Source organism: Nonomuraea sp. NPDC050643 (assembly GCF_040654715.1).
Classification (GTDB): domain Bacteria; phylum Actinomycetota; class Actinomycetes; order Streptosporangiales; family Streptosporangiaceae; genus Nonomuraea.
In genome coordinates, this window is record NZ_JBFAIM010000082.1 from 1 (window position 1) to 18,672 (window position 18,672).

The window sequence follows — 18,672 nt, forward strand, 5'->3', positions numbered from 1 at the left end:
TATGAGGCCATCGTCAAGGGCGAGAACATCCCCGAGCCGGGCATCCCGGAGTCCTTCAAGGTCCTCATCAAGGAAATGCAGTCGCTGTGCCTGAACGTCGAGGTGCTCTCCAGCGACGGCATGTCCATCGAGATGCGGGACACCGACGAGGACGTCTTCCGCGCCGCGGAGGAGCTCGGTATCGACCTGTCCCGGCGTGAGCCGAGCAGCGTGGAAGAAGTCTGAGGGGGAGATCGCACAAAATGCTAGACGTCAACTTCTTCGACGAGCTCAGGATCGGTCTTGCGACCGCCGACGACATTCGTCAGTGGTCGCACGGCGAGGTCAAGAAGCCCGAGACCATCAACTACCGAACCCTCAAGCCGGAAAAGGACGGGCTCTTCTGCGAGAAGATCTTCGGCCCGACCCGCGACTGGGAGTGCTACTGCGGTAAGTACAAGCGCGTCCGCTTCAAGGGCATCATCTGTGAGCGCTGTGGCGTCGAGGTGACTCGCGCCAAGGTGCGTCGTGAGCGGATGGGCCACATCGAGCTGGCCGCCCCGGTCACGCACATCTGGTACTTCAAGGGCGTCCCGTCGCGCCTCGGCTACCTGCTCGACCTGGCCCCGAAGGACCTCGAGAAGGTCATCTACTTCGCGGCCTACATGATCACGCATGTCGACACCGAGATGCGTGAGCGTGACCTGCCCTCGCTCGAGGCGAAGATCTCCGTCGAGCGGCAGCACATCGAGCAGCGCCGTGACGCCGACGTCGAGGCCAGGCAGAAGAAGCTCGAGGCCGACCTGGGCGAGCTCGAGGCCGCCGGCGCCAAGGGCGACCAGCGCCGCAAGGTCCGTGAGGGCGCCGAGCGCGAGATGCGTCAGCTCCGCGACCGGGCCCAGCGTGAGCTGGACCGGCTCGACGAGGTCTGGAGCCGCTTCAAGAACCTCAAGGTCCAGGACCTCGAGGGCGACGAGCTGCTCTACCGCGAGATGCGCGACCGCTTCGGCCGCTACTTCAAGGGCGGCATGGGCGCGCAGGCGATCCAGGACCGCCTGATCAGCTTCGACCTCGACGCCGAGGCCGAGAACCTGCGCGAGACCATCCGCAGCGGCAAGGGCCAGAAGAAGGCCCGCGCCCTCAAGCGGCTCAAGGTCGTGTCGGCGTTCCTCAACACGACCAACTCGCCGCGCGGCATGGTGCTCGACTGCATCCCGGTCATCCCGCCGGACCTGCGCCCGATGGTGCAGCTCGACGGTGGCCGGTTCGCGACCTCCGACCTCAACGACCTCTACCGCCGGGTCATCAACCGGAACAACCGCCTCAAGCGTCTGCTCGACCTCGGCGCGCCCGAGATCATCGTGAACAACGAGAAGCGGATGCTCCAGGAGGCCGTCGACGCGCTGTTCGACAACGGCCGCCGCGGTCGCCCGGTCACCGGTCCCGGCAACCGGCCGCTGAAGTCCCTCAGCGACATGCTGAAGGGCAAGCAGGGTCGTTTCCGCCAGAACCTGCTGGGCAAGCGAGTCGACTACTCCGGCCGTTCGGTCATCGTCGTCGGCCCGCAGCTCAAGCTGCACCAGTGCGGTCTGCCCAAGCAGATGGCGCTGGAGCTGTTCAAGCCGTTCGTGATGAAGAGGCTCGTGGATCTCAACCACGCCCAGAACATCAAGTCGGCCAAGCGGATGGTCGAGCGCGCCCGCCCCGTGGTGTGGGACGTGCTCGAAGAGGTCATCACCGAGCACCCGGTGCTGCTCAACCGCGCACCGACGCTCCACCGTCTGGGCATCCAGGCGTTCGAGCCGCAGCTCGTCGAGGGCAAGGCCATCCAGATCCACCCGCTCGTCTGCACCGCGTTCAACGCGGACTTCGACGGCGACCAGATGGCCGTGCACCTGCCGCTGTCGGCTGAGGCCCAGGCCGAGGCACGCATCCTGATGCTCTCGACCAACAACATCCTCAAGCCGGCCGACGGCAAGCCCGTGACGATGCCCACCCAGGACATGGTCATCGGCCTCTACTGGCTGACCACCCAGAAGGACGGGGCACTGGGCGAGGGCCGCGTGTTCGGCTCGATCGCCGAGGCGCAGATGGCCTTCGACCGCCGCGAGCTGGAGATCCAGGCGAAGATCCAGATCCGGCTGAAGGACGTCCTGCCTCCGCGCGAGTGGGTCGCTCCCGAGGGCTGGGAGCAGGGCGACCCGATCCGCCTGGAGACGACGTTCGGGCGGTGCCTGTTCAACCAGACGCTGCCCGCGAGCTACCCGTTCGTCGACTTCCAGGTCGGCAAGAAGCAGCTGTCCACGATCGTGAACGAGCTGGCGGAGACCTACCCCAAGATCGAGGTCGCCAACTCGCTCGACGCGCTCAAGGACGCCGGCTTCCGCTGGGCGACCCGCTCCGGTGTCACGATCTCGATCGAGGACGTCGTCGCGCCGCCCAACAAGACCGACATCATGGAGAACTACGAGCGCCGGGCCGACAAGGTTCAGCGCGAGTACGAGCGCGGTCTGATCACCGACGAGGAGCGCCGTCAGGAGCTCATCGAGATCTGGACGCACGCGACGGCCGACGTCGAGACCGACATGGTCAACGCCTTCCCGGCGACCAACCCGGTCTGGATGATGGTCAACTCCGGTGCCCGTGGTAACAAGATGCAGGTCCGGCAGATCGCCGGCATCCGTGGTCTGGTGTCCAACACCAAGGGTGAGACGATCCCGCGGCCGATCAAGGCCTCGTTCCGCGAGGGCCTGTCGGTGCTGGAATACTTCATCTCCACCCACGGTCAGCGGAAGGGTCTCGCCGACACCGCCCTGCGTACCGCCGACTCGGGTTACCTGACCCGTCGTCTGGTGGACGTCGCCCAGGACGTCATCGTGCGTGAGATCGACTGCGGCACCGACCGCGCGGTCCCGCTGCACGTCGGCGACCGGGAGGCGTCCGGCGGCCTGGTCAAGGCGGAGAACGCCGAGTCCAACGTGCACGGCCGCATCCTGGCCGAGGACGTCGAGGTCGACGGCAAGGTCATCGTGCCGGCGGGTGTCGACATCAACGACAACCACGTCACGGCGCTGGTCGAGGCCGGCATCGAGACCGTGCGCACCCGCAGCGCGCTGGTCTGCGAGGCGAAGATCGGTGTCTGCGCGACCTGCTACGGCCGTTCGCTGGCCACCGGCAAGCTCGTGGACGTCGGCGAGGCGGTCGGCATCATCGCCGCCCAGTCGATCGGTGAGCCCGGCACGCAGCTGACGATGCGGACGTTCCACACCGGTGGTGTGGCCGGCGCCGACATCACCCACGGTCTGCCCCGTGTCACGGAGCTGTTCGAGGCGCGCATCCCCAAGGGTGTCGCCCCGATCTCCGAGGCCGAGGGCCGGGTCCGGATCGACGAGACCGACAAGACCAGGAAGATCGTGATCACCCCCGACGACGGGTCGGAGGAGATCGCCTACCCGGTCTCGATGCGCTCCCGCCTGCTCGTGCAGGAGGGCCAGCGCGTCACGGTCGGCCAGCAGCTCGTGGCCGGTGCGGTCAACCCCAACGAGGTGCTGCGCATCCTCGGCCCGCGGGCCGTGCAGCTGCACCTGGTGGCGGAGGTCCAGCAGGTCTACCGCTCGCAGGGTGTGTCGATCCACGACAAGCACATCGAGATCATCGTCCGCCAGATGCTCAAGCGCGTGAACGTGCTCGAGTCCGGCGACACCGACCTGCTGCCCGGCGAGCTCGTGGAGCGTCCGCGCTTCGAGCTGATGAACCGCGAGACGGTGGCCGAGGGCGGTTCGCCCGCCGCCGGTCGTCCGGTCCTCATGGGCATCACGAAGGCGTCGCTGGCCACCGAGTCGTGGCTGTCGGCGGCCTCCTTCCAGGAGACGACCAGGGTCCTGACGGACGCGGCGATCCACGCCAAGTCCGACTCGCTCCTGGGCCTGAAGGAGAACGTCATCATCGGTAAGCTCATCCCGGCCGGTACGGGCATGCCCCAATACCGCAACATCCGGGTGGAGCCCACCGAGGAGGCCAAGGCGGCCATGTACACCGTCGGTGGTTACGACGGCTCGGCTGCCGACTACACCTTCGGCACGGGCAGCGGCGAGGCCGTCCCGCTGGAGGAGTACGACTTCGGCCAGTACAACCGGTGATTTCTTAGTTGCCGTCAGGTGACGCGCCCGGGTCTCTCGTACGAGGGGCCCGGGCGCGCTGCTTTTGTCCGTTACGCGGCGCCGTGGCCGCCCCAGACGCCGTACATGCCGGGGGCCTTCCAGGGAGACGGATCTGAGCCCGTCAGCGGCTGGCCGCCGCTACGGCGCTCTGTGGGCCGTCTCCGTGGTGTTACCAGACTTGGGGACGGAACACCCCAGGGGCCTATATCATTGGGCCGGAGCTGTAGATGGGCTGGATGAAATAGGCCCCGGCGATCCGGAGTGGCAAGGCTTGTCCGCATTGCCGCGCCGTTTTGACGTGTCGCATGGGCCTGGGTAGTCTTGAGCATCGTGCCCGTCTTCTTGCGGGCTCTCGGCCGTGCGCCTATTGCGGGCGCAGGACGGCCTCCTGGCTCGTGGTCCTCGCGGATGTGTCTGTGCGAATAGCGCGACACGCCCGAGCGCGGGGGCGCCGAGACAAGATAAACCAGCAGGTCATGACACCGGCAGAACCTGCGAAAAGCAAGATCTCATTTCGTAAACCGGCCAAGCACGAACGGAGTGGCAGTGCCCACTATTCAGCAGTTGGTCCGCAAGGGCCGGCAGGACAAGGTCTCCAAGACCAAGACTCCTGCCCTCAAGGGGAGTCCGCAGCGGCGCGGTGTGTGCCAGCGCGTTTACACCACGACTCCGAAGAAGCCCAACTCGGCACTGCGCAAGGTGGCCCGCGTTCGGCTCACGAACGGCATCGAGGTCACGGCCTACATCCCCGGTGTGGGTCACAACCTGCAGGAGCACTCCATCGTGCTCGTGCGTGGCGGTCGTGTGAAGGACCTGCCTGGTGTTCGCTACAAGATCATCCGTGGTTCGCTCGACACCCAGGGTGTCCGCAACCGCAAGCAGGCCCGTAGCCGCTACGGCGCGAAGAAGGAGAAGAGCTAACAATGCCTCGTAAGGGTTCTCCTGGCCGTCGTCAGCTCATGTCTGACCCGGTTTACAGCTCGCCGCTGGTGACCGCCCTTATCAACAAGGTGCTCCTGGACGGCAAGCGCTCCATCGCGCAGTCGATCGTCTACGGCGCCCTCGAGGGCTGCAGGGACAAGACGGGCAACGACCCGGTCGTCACCCTGAAGCGCGCGCTTGACAACGTCAAGCCCACCCTCGAGGTCCGCAGCCGCCGCGTCGGTGGCGCGACCTACCAGGTGCCGGTCGAGGTGCGCGCCGCGCGCAGCACCACCCTGGCCCTGCGCTGGCTGGTGCAGTACTCCCGCGCCCGCCGCGAGAAGACCATGACCGAGCGCCTCATGAACGAGCTCCTCGACGCCAGCAACGGCCTCGGGGCGAGTGTCAAGAAGCGCGAGGACACCCACAAGATGGCCGAGTCCAACAAGGCCTTCGCCCACTACCGCTGGTAACAGCGGGTTCGACGAGACGACGAGGACGCGAGAGAAGTGGCCACCACGACCGCTCTTGACCTGGCCAAGGTCCGAAACATCGGGATCATGGCCCATATCGACGCGGGCAAGACCACCACGACCGAACGCATCCTGTTCTACACCGGTATCAACTACAAGATCGGTGAAGTCCACGAGGGCGCTGCCACGATGGACTGGATGGAGCAGGAGCAGGAGCGCGGCATCACGATCACGTCGGCCGCGACCACCTGTGAGTGGACCGGTCACACGATCAACATCATCGACACTCCGGGCCACGTCGACTTCACCATCGAGGTGGAGCGTTCGCTCCGCGTCCTCGACGGTGCCGTCGCCGTGTTCGACGGCGTCGCCGGTGTCGAGCCGCAGTCGGAGACGGTGTGGCGGCAGGCTGACCGGTACGAGGTTCCCCGGATCTGCTTCGTCAACAAGATGGACCGGGTCGGCGCGGAGTTCCACCGCTGCGTCGACATGATGATCAGCCGCCTGGGCGCCACCCCGGCTGTCATCCAGCTTCCGTGGGGCGTTGAGGCCGACTTCAAGGGCGTCATCGACCTCATCAAGATGAAGGGTCTCATTTGGAGCGCCGAGGCGGCCAAGGGCGAGATGTACGACGTCGTCGACATCCCGTCCGACCACGCCGAGGTCGCTCGCGAGTGGCGTGACCGCCTCATCGAGACGGTCGCCGAGAACGACGACGAGCTGATGGAGCTCTTCCTCGAGGGCCAGGAGCCCAGCGAGGAGCAGCTGGTCGCGGCCATTCGCCGCGCCACGCTGGCCAGCGCCATCAACCCGGTGCTCTGCGGCACCGCGTTCAAGAACAAGGGTGTGCAGCCCCTGCTCGACGCGATCGTCGCCTACCTCCCCGCCCCGACCGACATCCCGGCCTTCAAGGGCCACGCGGTCGGCAACGAGGAGAAGGTGATCGAGCGTCACGCGGACCCGACCGAGCCGTTCTCCGCGCTGGCATTCAAGATCGCCAGCGACCCGCACCTGGGCAAGCTGACCTACATCCGCATCTACTCGGGCACGCTCGAGACCGGATCCCAGGTCGTGAACTCGGTGAAGGGGAAGAAGGAGCGGATCGGCAAGATCTACCAGATGCACGCCAACAAGCGCGAAGAGCGCCCCACGGCGATCGCTGGTCAGATCGTGGCGGTCATGGGCCTGAAGGACACCACCACCGGTGACACCCTCTCGGACCCGTCGAACCAGGTCGTGCTCGAGTCGATGACGTTCCCGGCTCCGGTCATCAACGTCGCGATCGAGCCCAAGACCAAGGGCGACCAGGAGAAGCTGTCGATCGCGATCCAGCGACTGGCCGAGGAGGACCCGTCCTTCCAGGTCCGCCGTGACGAGGAGACCGGTCAGACGGTCATCTGGGGCATGGGCGAGCTTCACCTCGAGATCCTCGTCGACCGTATGCGTCGCGAGTTCAAGGTCGAGGCGAACGTCGGCCGGCCTCAGGTCGCCTACCGCGAGACCATCCGCCGCAAGGTGGAGAAGGTCGACTACACCCACAAGAAGCAGACCGGTGGTTCCGGTCAGTTCGCGCGGGTGATCATCAACCTCGAACCGCTGGGCGAAGGCAACGACGGCTACGAGTTCGAGAACAAGGTCACGGGTGGCCGCGTCCCGAGGGAGTACATCCCCTCGGTCGACGCCGGCGCCCAGGAGGCCGCCGAGTTCGGTGTGCTGGCCGGTTACCCGATGGTGGGCGTGAAGGTTACGCTGACCGACGGTGCCGCCCACGACGTGGACTCCTCGGAGATGGCGTTCAAGATCGCCGGGTCGATGGCCTTCAAGGAGGCCGCTCGCAAGGCAGACGCGGTGCTTCTCGAGCCGACGATGTCGGTCGAGGTCACCACGCCCGAGGACTACATGGGTGATGTCATCGGCGACCTCAACGGCCGCCGCGGGCAGATCCAGTCGATGGACGAGCGCGCAGGCGCCCGCGTCATCACGGCGCTCGTGCCGCTGAATGAGATGTTCGGCTACGTGGGCGACCTTCGTAGCAAGACGCAGGGGCGCGCGAGCTACAGCATGCAGTTCGACTCCTACTCGGAGGTGCCTCCGGGCATCGCCAAGGAGATCGTCGCGAAGGCCCGGGGCGAATAGTCCTGGTCCGGTCGCCGAGACCGGTTCAGGACTTCAGTCCTGGTCCCTGGTGGGGTGGTGCGAAGCCGCCCCACCGCCAAGGGGTTCGGGAGTTCCCGGGCCCGAGTGTGTAGACGAAAGTCAGTCAGATTCTCAAGGAGAGAACCAGTGGGCAAGGCCAAGTTCGAGCGGACTAAGCCGCACATGAACATCGGCACCATTGGACACATCGACCACGGCAAGACCACGCTGACCGCGGCGATCACCAAGGTGCTTCACGACCGTTTCCCCGAGCTCAACAAGGCGACTCCGTTCGACAAGATCGACAAGGCGCCCGAGGAGAAGGCTCGCGGCATCACGATCTCCATCGCGCACGTCGAGTACCAGACGGAGAAGCGTCACTACGCTCACGTTGACTGCCCTGGTCACGCCGACTACGTGAAGAACATGATCACCGGTGCCGCTCAGATGGACGGCGCCATCCTGGTGGTCGCCGCCACCGACGGCCCGATGCCGCAGACCAAGGAGCACGTCCTCCTGGCCCGCCAGGTCGGCGTCCCCTACATCGTCGTGGCCCTCAACAAGTCCGACATGGTGGACGACGAGGAGATCCTGGAGCTCGTCGAGCTCGAGGTCCGTGAGCTCCTGTCGGCTCAGGAGTTCCCCGGCGACGACCTGCCCGTCATCCGCGTCTCCGCGCTCAAGGCTCTTGAGGGCGACGAGAAGTGGGCCGACAGCATCATCGAGCTGATGGACGCCGTCGACGAGAACGTCCCCGAGCCCCCGCGTGAGACGGAGAAGCCGTTCCTCATGCCGGTCGAGGACGTCTTCTCGATCACCGGTCGCGGCACGGTCGTCACCGGCCGTATCGAGCGCGGTATCGTGAAGGTCAACGAGCAGGTTGACATCATCGGTATCAAGGAATCGAAGACGACCACCACCGTCACCAGCATCGAGATGTTCAACAAGATGCTCGACGAGGGCCAGGCCGGCGACAACGCCGCCCTGCTGCTGCGTGGTATCAAGCGTGACGACGTCGAGCGCGGCCAGTGCATCATCAAGCCGGGCACGACGACCCCGCACACCGAGTTCACCGGCCAGGTCTACATCCTGTCCAAGGACGAGGGCGGTCGCCACACGCCGTTCTTCAACAACTACCGCCCGCAGTTCTACTTCCGTACGACGGACGTGACCGGTGTGGTGAACCTCCCCGAGGGCACCGAGATGGTCATGCCGGGCGACAACACCGAAATGCGCGTTGAGCTGATCCAGCCCATCGCCATGGAGGAAGGCCTCAAGTTCGCGATCCGTGAGGGTGGCCGCACCGTCGGCGCCGGCCGGGTCGTGAAGATCATCAAGTAGCTAGACCGTCGGGGCGGCGGTCGGCCCCGGACCAGGGACCGACCGCCGCACTGATTGACAGGCCCCGCGCCTAGCGCCGTGATCCAGCAGTCGCTTCGGCCCGGAAGTGACCGAAGTCACTGCCGGATCACGGAAGAAAAGGCAGATCACATGCGTCTGCCTCGTGGGGTCACGCAGGCTTCGACCTGCACGTACAGCGGCAACAGGCCGCACGATACTTTTTCAGACGACAGCGAAGGACACCGAGGCCATTATGGCGGGACAGAAGATCCGCATCCGGCTTAAGGCCTATGACCACGAGGTCATCGATAGCTCGGCCAAGAAGATCGTCGAGACGGTGACGCGGACTGGCGCGAAGGTCGCGGGCCCGGTGCCGCTGCCGACCGAGAAGAACGTGTACTGCGTCATCCGCTCGCCGCACAAGTACAAGGACAGCCGCGAGCACTTCGAGATGCGCACGCACAAGCGGCTGATTGACATCATCGACCCGACCCCCAAGACGGTTGACTCGCTCATGCGGCTCGACCTCCCCGCGGGTGTCGACATTTCGATCAAGCTCTGAGGGAACGCACTGACATGGCTAAGACGATCAAGGGCGTCCTGGGCAAGAAGCTCGGCATGACCCAGGTCTTCGACGCGGACAACCGGATGGTTCCGGTCACCGTGGTGGAGGCCGGTCCGTGCGTGGTGACCCGGGTCCGCACCGCAGAGAAGGACGGCTACTCCGCCATCCAGCTCGGCTTCGGGCAGGTCGACCCCCGGAAGGTCAACAAGCCGCTCGGCGACTACCTGCGTAAGCACGACATCACCCCGCGACGTTACTTCGCGGAGATCCGCACCGATGACGCGGGCGACTACACCCTGGGCCAGGAACTGCTGGCCGACACCTTCGAGACCGGCCAGTTCGTCGATGTGACGGGCAAGAGCAAGGGCAAGGGCTTCGCCGGTGTCATGAAGCGTCACGGCTTCAAGGGTCTGAGCGCCTCGCACGGTACGCAGCGCAAGCACCGCTCGCCGGGTTCCATCGGTGGCTGCGCCACTCCGGGCCGCGTATTCAAGGGTCTGCGCATGGCTGGCCGGATGGGTAACGTCCGCACCACCGTGCAGAGCCTGAAGGTTCACTCCGTTGACATCGAGAACGGTCTCATCCTGATCAAGGGTGCGATCCCCGGCGCCAACGGCAGCCTGGTCCTCGTCCGTACCGCTGCCAAGAAGGGGGCTGCCAAGTGAGCACCACTATTGACGTCCTCGACGCCAGCGGCGCGAAGACCGGCACCGTCGACCTGCCCGAGGACATCTTCGGCGCGAAGGTCAACGTCCCACTGATCCACCAGGTGGTCGTGGCCCAGCTCGCCGCTCGCCGGCAGGGCACCCACAAGGCCAAGACCCGTGGTGAGGTCTCCGGCGGCGGCAAGAAGCCGTACCGCCAGAAGGGCACCGGCCGCGCCCGTCAGGGCTCGACCCGCGCTCCGCAGTTCGCCGGCGGCGGCGTCGTGCACGGCCCCGTGCCGCGCGACTACTCGCAGCGGACGCCCAAGAAGATGAAGGCCGCCGCGCTGCGTGGGGCCCTCTCCGACAGGGCCGGCGGCGGTCGCGTCCACGTGGTCAGCTCGCTGCTTGCGGGCGAGACCCCCAAGACGAAGGCCGCCCTGGAGGCGCTCCGTAAGATCACCCAGGCTCCGCGCGTTCTCGTCGTCGTCGACGAGAACGACGAGCTGACCTGGATGAGCCTGCGCAACGCCCCCGAGGTCCACCTGCTGGACGCCGGGCAGCTCAACACCTACGACGTGCTCGTGCACGACGACGTGGTCTTCACGCAGGAGGCGTACGACCAGGTCATCGCTCGCCTGAGCAACAGCGGGAAGGAAGAGGCCTGATGGAGAAGATCGCCGACCCGCGCGACATCATCATCAAGCCGGTCGTCTCTGAGAAGAGCTACGGCCTGATCGATGAGAACAACAAGTACACGTTCCTGGTGCGCAAGACCGCGAACAAGACCCAGGTCAAGATCGCCGTTGAGCAGATCTTCGGGGTCAAGGTCACCAGCGTGAACACCATCAACCGGCAGGGCAAGCGCAAGCGCACCCGCACCGGTTTCGGCAAGCGTCCCGACACCAAGCGCGCGATTGTGAGCCTGGTGGAGGGCGATCGGATCGACATCTTCGGTCAGATCGGCTGACAGCCATAGAAGGTAGCGGGCCGCGAGGCTCGCGGGGCTGAGACCGTCGCGCTTACGCGCGGCGGGCTCACCCATGTAACCGACGAAGGATGAACGAAAAAGATGGGCATCCGTAAGTACAAGCCGACGACTCCAGGTCGCCGCGGATCGAGTGTCTCGGACTTCTCCGAGATCACCCGCAGCACCCCTGAGAAGTCGTTGCTTGCGCCCCTTCACAGCAAGGGCGGCCGCAACGTACACGGCCGGGTCACCGCGCGCCACCAAGGCGGCGGTCACAAGCGCGCCTACCGGATCATTGACTTCCGGAGGCATGACAAGGACGGCATTCCGGCCAAGGTCGCTCACATCGAGTACGACCCCAACCGCACCGCCAACATCGCTCTGCTCCACTACGCCGACGGCGAGAAGCGCTACATCATCGCGCCGACGGGCCTCAAGCAGGGCGACCGCATCGAGAACGGCCCCGCGGCCGACATCAAGCCGGGCAACTGCCTGCCGCTGCGCAACATCCCGACGGGTACCTTCATCCACGCGGTGGAGCTCCGTCCGGGCGGCGGCGCCAAGCTCGGCCGCTCGGCGGGCGCCCAGATCCAGCTCCTCGCCAAGGAGGGCACCTACGCCACGCTGCGTATGCCGTCCGGCGAGATGCGCATGGTGGACGTTCGCTGCCGCGCCTCGGTGGGCCAGGTCGGCAATGCCGAGCAGGCCAACATCAACTGGGGCAAGGCCGGCCGTATGCGGTGGAAGGGCAAGCGCCCGACCGTCCGCGGTGTCGCGATGAACCCCGTCGACCACCCGCACGGTGGTGGTGAGGGTAAGACCTCCGGCGGTCGTCACCCGGTGAACCCCAAGGGCAAGCCCGAGGGCCGTACCCGTCAGGCGAACAAGGCCAGCGACAGGCTGATCATCCGCCGTCGGTCCAAGAGGAAGAAGCGGTAGGAGCAGCCGAAATGCCACGTAGCCTTAAGAAGGGTCCCTTCGTGGACGAGCACCTTCAGAAGAAGGTCGACGTCCAGAACGAGAAGGGCACCAAAACCGTCATCAAGACGTGGTCGCGGCGCTCCATGATCGTTCCCGACATGCTCGGGCACACGATCGCCGTGCACGACGGCCGCAAGCACGTCCCGGTGTTCGTCACCGAGTCGATGATCGGCCACAAGCTCGGAGAGTTCGCCCCCACGCGGACGTTCCGCAGTCACGTCAAGGACGACCGGCGCAGCCGGCGATAGACGCCTTCAGAAGCATTTAGAGGAGTAAGCGATGGAAGCCAGGGCTCAGGCGCGGTTCGTCCGCGTCACGCCCCTCAAGGCCCGCCGCGTGGTGGACCTTATTCGCGGGCTGCCCGCTTCGGAGGCGCAGGCCGTGCTGCAGTTCGCTCCCCAGTCGGCGAGCGAGCCGATCTACAAGGTGCTCAGCAGCGCCATGGCGAATGCCGAGCACAACTTCGATCTCGACCCCAGCACGCTCGTCGTGAGCCGCGCGTGGGTCGACGAGGGCCCGACGCTGAAGCGGTTCCGTCCGCGTGCACAGGGTCGCGCCTATCGGATCAACAAGCGGACGAGCCACATCACCGTGATCGTGGAGTCCCGCGAGCCGAAGGGAAGGACCCGATAGTGGGCCAGAAGGTTAACCCGCACGGGTTCCGCCTCGGCATCACGACCGACTTCAAGAGCCGGTGGTACGCCGACAAGCTGTACAAGTCCTACGTCGCCGAGGACGTGGCGATCCGCCGCATGCTGCAGAAGGGCATGGAGCGGGCCGGCATCTCCAAGGTCGAGATCGAGCGCACGACGGACCGCGTGCAGGTGGACATCCACACCGCGCGTCCCGGCATCGTGATCGGCCGTCGCGGCGCCGAGGCGGACCGCATCCGTGGCGACCTCGAGAAGCTGACCAAGAAGCAGGTCCAGCTCAACATCCTCGAGGTCAAGAACCCGGAGATCGACGCTCAGCTCGTCGCTCAGGGTGTCGCCGAGCAGCTGTCCAGCCGTGTCTCGTTCCGCCGTGCCATGCGCAAGGCGATGCAGTCCGCCATGAAGTCCGGCGCCAAGGGCATCCGTGTCCAGTGCTCCGGTCGTCTCGGCGGCGCTGAGATGTCCCGGTCGGAGTTCTACCGCGAGGGCCGCGTGCCGCTGCACACCCTCCGCGCGGACATCGACTACGGCTTCTACGAGGCCCGCACCACCTTCGGCCGCATCGGCGTGAAGGTCTGGATCTACAAGGGTGAGGCCCCCACCAGCCGCGCCGAGCGCGAGGCGGCTGCCGCCGGTGCTCGCGCCGGCCAGCGTCGTGACCGCGACGACCGTCGCGGTGGCGGCGGCGGTGGCGACCGTCCCCGTCGTGGTGGTGGCGACCGTCCCCGTCGTGGTGGCGGCCGTGGCGACCGCGCCCCCCGCACTGAGGCGGCCTCGCAGGCCGCCCCCGAGACCGGCCCGGCTGCGCAGCCGGGTGCTGAAGGGAGCTGACCATGCTGATCCCGCGCAGGGTCAAGCACCGCAAGCAGCACCGGCCTGACCGCAGCGGAGCCGCCAAGGGCGGCACCAGGGTCGTGTTCGGCGAGTTCGGCATTCAGGCGATGGAGCACTCCTATGTGACCAACCGCCAGATCGAGTCGGCTCGTATCGCCATGACCCGTCACATCCGCCGTGGCGGCAAGGTGTGGATCAACATCTACCCCGACCGTCCGCTCACCAAGAAGCCGGCCGAGACCCGCATGGGTTCCGGTAAGGGTTCGCCGGAGTGGTGGATCGCCAACGTCAAGCCCGGACGCGTGATGTTCGAGCTGTCCGGCGTGGCGGAGTCGGTCGCGCGTGAGGCGCTCACCAGGGCGATCCACAAGCTGCCGATGAAGTGCAAGATCGTTAAGCGTGAAGTGGGTGAGGCGTGATGGCTAAGGGCCTGACCGCCGGCGAGCTGCGAGTGGAAGACCAGGACACCCTGGTCCAGAAGCTCAAGGAAGCCAAGGAGGAGCTGTTCAACCTCCGCTTCCAGGCGGCGACCGGTCAGTTGGAGAGCCACGGGCGGCTGCGTGCCGTCCGCCGCGAGATCGCCCGTATCTACACCGTGATGCGCGAGCGCGAGCTGGGCATCGTCACGGTCGAGAAGGAGACGAGCGATGGCTGAGACCGAGACCACCGAGACCGCCGAGACCACTGAGTCCCGGCACTTCCGCAAGGTTCGCGAGGGCCTCGTCGTCAGCGACAAGATGGACAAGACCGTCGTCGTCGCCGTCGAGGACCGCGTGAAGCACCGTCTGTACGGCAAGGTCATCCGCCGTACGACCAAGTACAAGGCGCACGACGAGGCCAACGCCTGTGGCGTCGGCGACCGCGTGCTGCTGATGGAGACCCGCCCCCTCTCCGCCACCAAGCGGTGGAGGGTCGTGGAGATCCTCGAGAAGGCCAAGTAACACCGTCTTCTCGGATATACCGCGCCTCGTGGGGGCTCTGAGAGCCCCCATGACGGCGTCCAAGGACGCGAGGCCCTCGGCCTCGCGTCGCCTGCGGTGCGGCGCTCTCAGGGGCGCTGTGGCCGGAGGAACAAGACAATGACAGGTTCCGCCAGGCTCAGTAATGAGAACCGGCGCGACTAACAGGAGTTCAACGTGATCCAGCAGGAGTCGCGGCTCAAGGTCGCCGACAACACGGGGGCGAAGGAAATCCTTTGCATCCGTGTTCTCGGTGGCTCGGGCCGACGCTACGCCGGTATCGGCGACATCATCGTCGCCACTGTCAAGGACGCGCTGCCGGGCAGCACGGGCGTCAAGAAGGGCGATGTGGTCAAGGCCGTCATCGTCCGCACGGTCAAGGAGCGGCGCCGGCCCGACGGCTCCTACATCCGCTTCGACGAGAACGCCGCCGTCATCATCAAGGACAGCGGTGACCCTCGTGGCACTCGTATCTTCGGCCCGGTCGGCCGCGAGCTGCGCGACAAGAAGTTCATGCGCATCATCTCGCTCGCCCCGGAGGTGCTGTAATGCCGAAGTCGTTGCATGTGAAGAAGGGTGACCTGGTCCAGGTCATCGCCGGCAAGGACAAGGGTGCCAAGGGTCACGTCATCGCCACGTACCCGCGCGAGGACCGCGTGGTGATCGAGGGCGTCAACATGATCAAGAAGCACGCCAAGGAGACCCACCAGGGTCCGCGCGGCGCCAAGACCGGCGGCGTGCAGACCATGGAGGCCCCCATCCACGTCTCGAACGTGAAGAAGCTCAAGGACGACAAGCCCGCCGAGAAGAAGGCCGACGAGAAGAAGGCCGACGAGACGACGGGTGAGGACAGCTGATGACCGCCACCACCACTGAGACCGAGCGTCCGACGCCGCGACTCAAGACGAAGTACCGCGAGGAGATCGCGGCCCAGCTTCGCGAGCAGTTCGGCATCGAGAACGTCATGCAGATCCCCGCCCTGACCAAGGTCAAGGTCAACATGGGCGTCGGCGAGGCGGCTCGTGACTCGAAGCTGATCGAGGGCGCCGTTCGCGACCTCACCGTGATCACCGGTCAGAAGCCGGCCGTCGTCCGGGCCCGCAAGTCCATCGCGCAGTTCAAGCTGCGTGAGGGCATGCCGATCGGCGCGCACGTCACGCTGCGCGGCGACCGCATGTGGGAGTTCCTCGACCGCCTGCTCGCGCTGGCCCTGCCCCGTATCCGGGACTTCCGCGGCCTGTCGCCCAAGCAGTTCGACGGCAACGGCAACTACACCTTCGGTCTGACCGAGCAGGTCATGTTCCACGAGGTCGACCAGGACAAGGTCGACCGGCCGCGGGGCATGGACATCACGATCGTGACCACGGCGAAGAACGACGACCAGGGCCGGGCGCTGCTGAAGCTCCTCGGCTTCCCGTTCAAGGAGGCCTGATCCAATGGCGAAGAAGTCGCTGATCGCCAAGGCGGGGCGCAAGCAGAAGTTCGAGGTCCGGGCGTACACCCGTTGCACGCGTTGTGGCCGGCCGCGCGCCGTCTACCGCAAGTTCGGGCTCTGCCGCGTGTGCTTCCGCGAGATGGCGCACCGGGGCGAGCTGCCCGGCATCACCAAGTCGAGCTGGTAGGTCCGGCAACAGATCTGCGGCCGGCGCCGTCCTCACGGCCTCAAAGAGGCTTCATCGGGGGCGGCACGGCGATGAGCAGGTTATTTGCCGGTTACCCTGAGGGGCGGCCTCGTGCCGTCCCGCCAGGCATTCATATTTCACAGAAGAAACAGGGCGCCCTTCACGGGCGTCCGTGACCGCGCCGAAGGTCCACCGGCAGAGCGCTGCTTGGCCGACTGGAAACCGCGGCGAGGAAGGCCACTGGCCATGACGATGACCGACCCGATCGCAGACATGCTCACGCGTCTGCGTAATGCGAATTCGGCGTACCACGAAAGTGTGTCGATGCCGTACTCGAAGATCAAGGCGCACATCGCCGAGATCCTCCAGCAGGAGGGTTACATCCAGGCTTGGACCGTCGAGGACGCCAAGGTTGGAAAGAACCTCGTGGTGGAGCTCAAGTTCGGGCCTACCCGTGAGCGTTCGCTCGCGGGCCTGCGCCGGGTTTCCAAGCCCGGTCTGCGGGTTTATGCGAAGAAGGACAACCTGCCTCGAGTCCTGGGCGGACTGGGCGTCGCGATCATCTCGACGTCCCACGGCCTCATGACCGACAAGCAGGCCGGCAAGCGTGGTGTGGGCGGGGAAGTCCTCGCCTACGTCTGGTAGAGGGGAGGAACACAGCATGTCGCGAATCGGACGGCTGCCCATCCCTGTGCCGAATGGCGTTGACATCACGATCGACGGCCAGGATGTCCAGGTCAAGGGCCCGAAGGGCACGCTCACTCACAAGGTCGCCGACCCTATTACGGTCGGGCGCGACGACGACGGCGCCATCGCCGTCTCCAGGCCGAACGACGAGAACAAGGTCCGTGCGCTGCACGGCCTGTCGAGGACGCTGATCGCCAACATGGTGCAGGGCGTCACTCAGGGCTACTCCAAGAGCCTTGAGATCGTCGGCGTGGGTTACCGCGTTCAGGCCAAGGGCCCGACGCAGCTGGAGTTCTCTCTGGGCTTCAGTCACCCGGTCATCGTCGACGCCCCCGAGGGCGTCGTCTTCCGCGTCGAGAAGCCGACCCTGTTCCACGTGGACGGCATCGACAAGCAGAAGGTCGGCGAGGTCGCGGCCAACATCCGCAAGTTGCGCAAGCCTGACCCGTACAAGGGCAAGGGCGTGCGTTACCAGGGCGAACAGATCCGCCGCAAGGTCGGAAAGGCTGGTAAGTAGGCATGGCTCCGAAGACTGCGTTCAGCAAGCACACGGCTGCCCGCACCGTCTCGCGGGCCCGCCGGCACCGCCGCGTCCGCAAGAACGTCGTAGGCACGACCGCGCGTCCGCGCCTGGTCGTCAACCGTTCCACCCGTCACATGTTCGTCCAGATCGTGGACGACACCGTCGGCCACACGCTGGTGAGCGCGTCCACCATGGACCCGTCGCTGCGCACGCTGGAGGCGGACAAGACGGAGAAGGCCAAGAAGGTCGGCGAGCTCCTCGCTCAGCGGGCCAAGGAAGCCGGGATCACGGCGGTCGTCTTCGACCGTGGTGGCAACCGCTACGCCGGTCGCATCGCCGCGCTGGCGGACAGCGCCCGCGAAGGCGGGCTGGAATTCTGACATGGCAACTGAGATGAGGAACCACTGATGGCTGCAGCTCCGCGTCGCGGTGGCGGCACCGGTGGCGAGCGGCGGGACCGTCGTGACGATCGCCGCGGTGGCGCCGCCGACAAGGGCGTCTCGTACATCGAGCGCGTAGTGAAGATCAACCGAGTGGCCAAGGTCGTGAAGGGTGGTCGTCGCTTCAGCTTCACCGCCCTCGTCGTCGTCGGTGACGGCAACGGCCTGGTCGGCGTCGGATACGGCAAGGCCAAGGAAGTCCCCGCGGCGATCGCCAAGGGTGTCGAAGAGGCGAAGAAGCACTTCTTCAAGGTGCCTCGGATCCAGGGCACGATCCCGCACACGGTGCAGGGCGAAGAGGCGGCCGGTGTCGTCTTCCTGCGTCCGGCCTCGGCCGGTACCGGCGTCATCGCCGGTGGCCCGGTGCGTGCGGTGCTCGAGTGCGCCGGCATCCACGACGTGCTGTCCAAGTCGCTCGGCTCGGACAACCCGATCAACATCGTGCACGCCACCGTGGCGGCTCTGAAGGGCCTTTCCCGGCCCGAGGAGATCGCCGCCCGCCGTGGCCTGCCGATCGAGGACGTGGCTCCGGCCGCCATGCTGAAGGCTCAGCGCGAGGGTCTGGCCGAGGCTGCGGCCGCCAAGGCGGTGAGCTAGTCATGGCACGCCTGAAGATCACTCAGGTTCGCTCGAAGATCGGTGGCAAGCAGAACCAGCGTGACTCGCTGCGTTCGCTTGGCCTGAAGCGAATCGGCGACGTCGTCGTCAAGGAGGACCGGCCCGAGATTCGCGGGATGGTCTCCGTGGTGACGCACCTCGTCGAGGTGGAAGAGGTCGACTAGTC

The 18,672-nt window shown here is 66.1% G+C and carries 26 protein-coding genes; all 26 read left to right on the plus strand.

What is annotated here, in order from left to right:
* Window positions 1–225, plus strand: a 225-nt coding sequence (locus tag AB0I15_RS57280; protein WP_358116989.1) for a hypothetical protein, incomplete at its 5' end; no start/stop codon positions are given.
* Window positions 226–242: 17 nt separating this feature from the next.
* Window positions 243–4,118, plus strand: a complete 3,876-nt coding sequence (locus AB0I15_RS57285) for a DNA-directed RNA polymerase subunit beta' (protein ID WP_358116992.1) — start codon at window positions 243–245, stop codon at window positions 4,116–4,118.
* 567 nt (window positions 4,119–4,685) lie between these two features.
* Window positions 4,686–5,060 (plus strand): 30S ribosomal protein S12, encoded by a 375-nt coding sequence (gene rpsL, locus AB0I15_RS57290; protein WP_020542315.1) that lies wholly within the window; start codon window positions 4,686–4,688, stop codon window positions 5,058–5,060.
* 2 nt (window positions 5,061–5,062) lie between these two features.
* On the plus strand, window positions 5,063–5,533 hold the full coding sequence (gene rpsG / locus AB0I15_RS57295) for a 30S ribosomal protein S7 (protein ID WP_138670613.1): 471 nt from the start codon (window positions 5,063–5,065) through the stop codon (window positions 5,531–5,533).
* Between the two features lie 36 nt (window positions 5,534–5,569).
* Complete coding sequence (gene fusA / locus AB0I15_RS57300; RefSeq protein ID WP_358116995.1) at window positions 5,570–7,669, plus strand: elongation factor G; 2,100 nt, start codon at window positions 5,570–5,572, stop codon at window positions 7,667–7,669.
* Window positions 7,670–7,816: 147 nt separating this feature from the next.
* Window positions 7,817–9,010: an elongation factor Tu gene (tuf, locus tag AB0I15_RS57305; protein WP_358116998.1), complete on the plus strand. Its 1,194-nt coding sequence runs from the start codon at window positions 7,817–7,819 to the stop codon at window positions 9,008–9,010.
* 253 nt (window positions 9,011–9,263) lie between these two features.
* Complete coding sequence (gene rpsJ / locus AB0I15_RS57310; protein WP_012887830.1) at window positions 9,264–9,572, plus strand: 30S ribosomal protein S10; 309 nt, start codon at window positions 9,264–9,266, stop codon at window positions 9,570–9,572.
* Between the two features lie 14 nt (window positions 9,573–9,586).
* Complete coding sequence (rplC, locus tag AB0I15_RS57315) at window positions 9,587–10,240, plus strand: 50S ribosomal protein L3 (RefSeq protein WP_358117001.1); 654 nt, start codon at window positions 9,587–9,589, stop codon at window positions 10,238–10,240.
* Window positions 10,237–10,887, plus strand: a complete 651-nt coding sequence (gene rplD / locus AB0I15_RS57320; RefSeq protein ID WP_358117004.1) for a 50S ribosomal protein L4 — start codon at window positions 10,237–10,239, stop codon at window positions 10,885–10,887. The genes rplC and rplD overlap by 4 nt, the downstream gene beginning before the upstream one ends.
* Window positions 10,887–11,189 (plus strand): 50S ribosomal protein L23, encoded by a 303-nt coding sequence (rplW, locus tag AB0I15_RS57325; RefSeq protein ID WP_125644678.1) that lies wholly within the window; start codon window positions 10,887–10,889, stop codon window positions 11,187–11,189. The genes rplD and rplW overlap by 1 nt, the downstream gene beginning before the upstream one ends.
* Window positions 11,190–11,291: 102 nt before the next feature.
* Complete coding sequence (gene rplB / locus AB0I15_RS57330; RefSeq protein ID WP_358117007.1) at window positions 11,292–12,128, plus strand: 50S ribosomal protein L2; 837 nt, start codon at window positions 11,292–11,294, stop codon at window positions 12,126–12,128.
* Between the two features lie 11 nt (window positions 12,129–12,139).
* On the plus strand, window positions 12,140–12,418 hold the full coding sequence (rpsS, locus tag AB0I15_RS57335) for a 30S ribosomal protein S19 (RefSeq protein WP_138670606.1): 279 nt from the start codon (window positions 12,140–12,142) through the stop codon (window positions 12,416–12,418).
* Window positions 12,419–12,449: 31 nt separating this feature from the next.
* On the plus strand, window positions 12,450–12,803 hold the full coding sequence (gene rplV, locus AB0I15_RS57340) for a 50S ribosomal protein L22 (RefSeq protein ID WP_103960883.1): 354 nt from the start codon (window positions 12,450–12,452) through the stop codon (window positions 12,801–12,803).
* Window positions 12,803–13,654, plus strand: a complete 852-nt coding sequence (rpsC, locus tag AB0I15_RS57345; RefSeq protein ID WP_358117010.1) for a 30S ribosomal protein S3 — start codon at window positions 12,803–12,805, stop codon at window positions 13,652–13,654. Before rplV ends, rpsC begins: the two co-directional genes overlap by 1 nt.
* 2 nt (window positions 13,655–13,656) lie before the next feature.
* A complete protein-coding gene (gene rplP, locus AB0I15_RS57350; RefSeq protein WP_358117013.1) occupies window positions 13,657–14,076 on the plus strand; it encodes a 50S ribosomal protein L16 in 420 nt (139 codons plus the stop codon).
* A complete protein-coding gene (gene rpmC, locus AB0I15_RS57355) occupies window positions 14,076–14,312 on the plus strand; it encodes a 50S ribosomal protein L29 (protein WP_080047279.1) in 237 nt (78 codons plus the stop codon). The genes rplP and rpmC overlap by 1 nt, the downstream gene beginning before the upstream one ends.
* Complete coding sequence (rpsQ, locus tag AB0I15_RS57360; protein ID WP_358117016.1) at window positions 14,305–14,598, plus strand: 30S ribosomal protein S17; 294 nt, start codon at window positions 14,305–14,307, stop codon at window positions 14,596–14,598. The genes rpmC and rpsQ overlap by 8 nt, the downstream gene beginning before the upstream one ends.
* A 195-nt stretch (window positions 14,599–14,793) precedes the next feature.
* Window positions 14,794–15,165, plus strand: coding sequence for a 50S ribosomal protein L14 (gene rplN / locus AB0I15_RS57365; protein ID WP_106253399.1), 372 nt, complete (start codon window positions 14,794–14,796; stop codon window positions 15,163–15,165).
* Between the two features lie 11 nt (window positions 15,166–15,176).
* On the plus strand, window positions 15,177–15,473 hold the full coding sequence (gene rplX / locus AB0I15_RS57370; RefSeq protein WP_358117122.1) for a 50S ribosomal protein L24: 297 nt from the start codon (window positions 15,177–15,179) through the stop codon (window positions 15,471–15,473).
* On the plus strand, window positions 15,473–16,048 hold the full coding sequence (gene rplE / locus AB0I15_RS57375; RefSeq protein ID WP_358117019.1) for a 50S ribosomal protein L5: 576 nt from the start codon (window positions 15,473–15,475) through the stop codon (window positions 16,046–16,048). The genes rplX and rplE overlap by 1 nt, the downstream gene beginning before the upstream one ends.
* 4 nt (window positions 16,049–16,052) lie before the next feature.
* A complete protein-coding gene (locus tag AB0I15_RS57380) occupies window positions 16,053–16,238 on the plus strand; it encodes a type Z 30S ribosomal protein S14 (RefSeq protein WP_090769707.1) in 186 nt (61 codons plus the stop codon).
* A gap of 246 nt (window positions 16,239–16,484) precedes the next feature.
* The gene (rpsH, locus tag AB0I15_RS57385) at window positions 16,485–16,883 is read left to right on the plus strand and encodes a 30S ribosomal protein S8 (protein WP_138670600.1); all 399 of its coding nucleotides are present in this window, start codon (window positions 16,485–16,487) and stop codon (window positions 16,881–16,883) included.
* 16 nt (window positions 16,884–16,899) lie between these two features.
* A complete protein-coding gene (gene rplF, locus AB0I15_RS57390; RefSeq protein ID WP_358117022.1) occupies window positions 16,900–17,442 on the plus strand; it encodes a 50S ribosomal protein L6 in 543 nt (180 codons plus the stop codon).
* Window positions 17,443–17,444: 2 nt separating this feature from the next.
* Window positions 17,445–17,828 (plus strand): 50S ribosomal protein L18, encoded by a 384-nt coding sequence (gene rplR, locus AB0I15_RS57395; RefSeq protein WP_103960876.1) that lies wholly within the window; start codon window positions 17,445–17,447, stop codon window positions 17,826–17,828.
* A gap of 27 nt (window positions 17,829–17,855) precedes the next feature.
* Complete coding sequence (gene rpsE / locus AB0I15_RS57400; RefSeq protein ID WP_103960875.1) at window positions 17,856–18,485, plus strand: 30S ribosomal protein S5; 630 nt, start codon at window positions 17,856–17,858, stop codon at window positions 18,483–18,485.
* 2 nt (window positions 18,486–18,487) lie between these two features.
* A complete protein-coding gene (gene rpmD / locus AB0I15_RS57405; protein WP_080043226.1) occupies window positions 18,488–18,670 on the plus strand; it encodes a 50S ribosomal protein L30 in 183 nt (60 codons plus the stop codon).
* The last annotated feature ends 2 nt before the right edge of the window (window positions 18,671–18,672 follow it).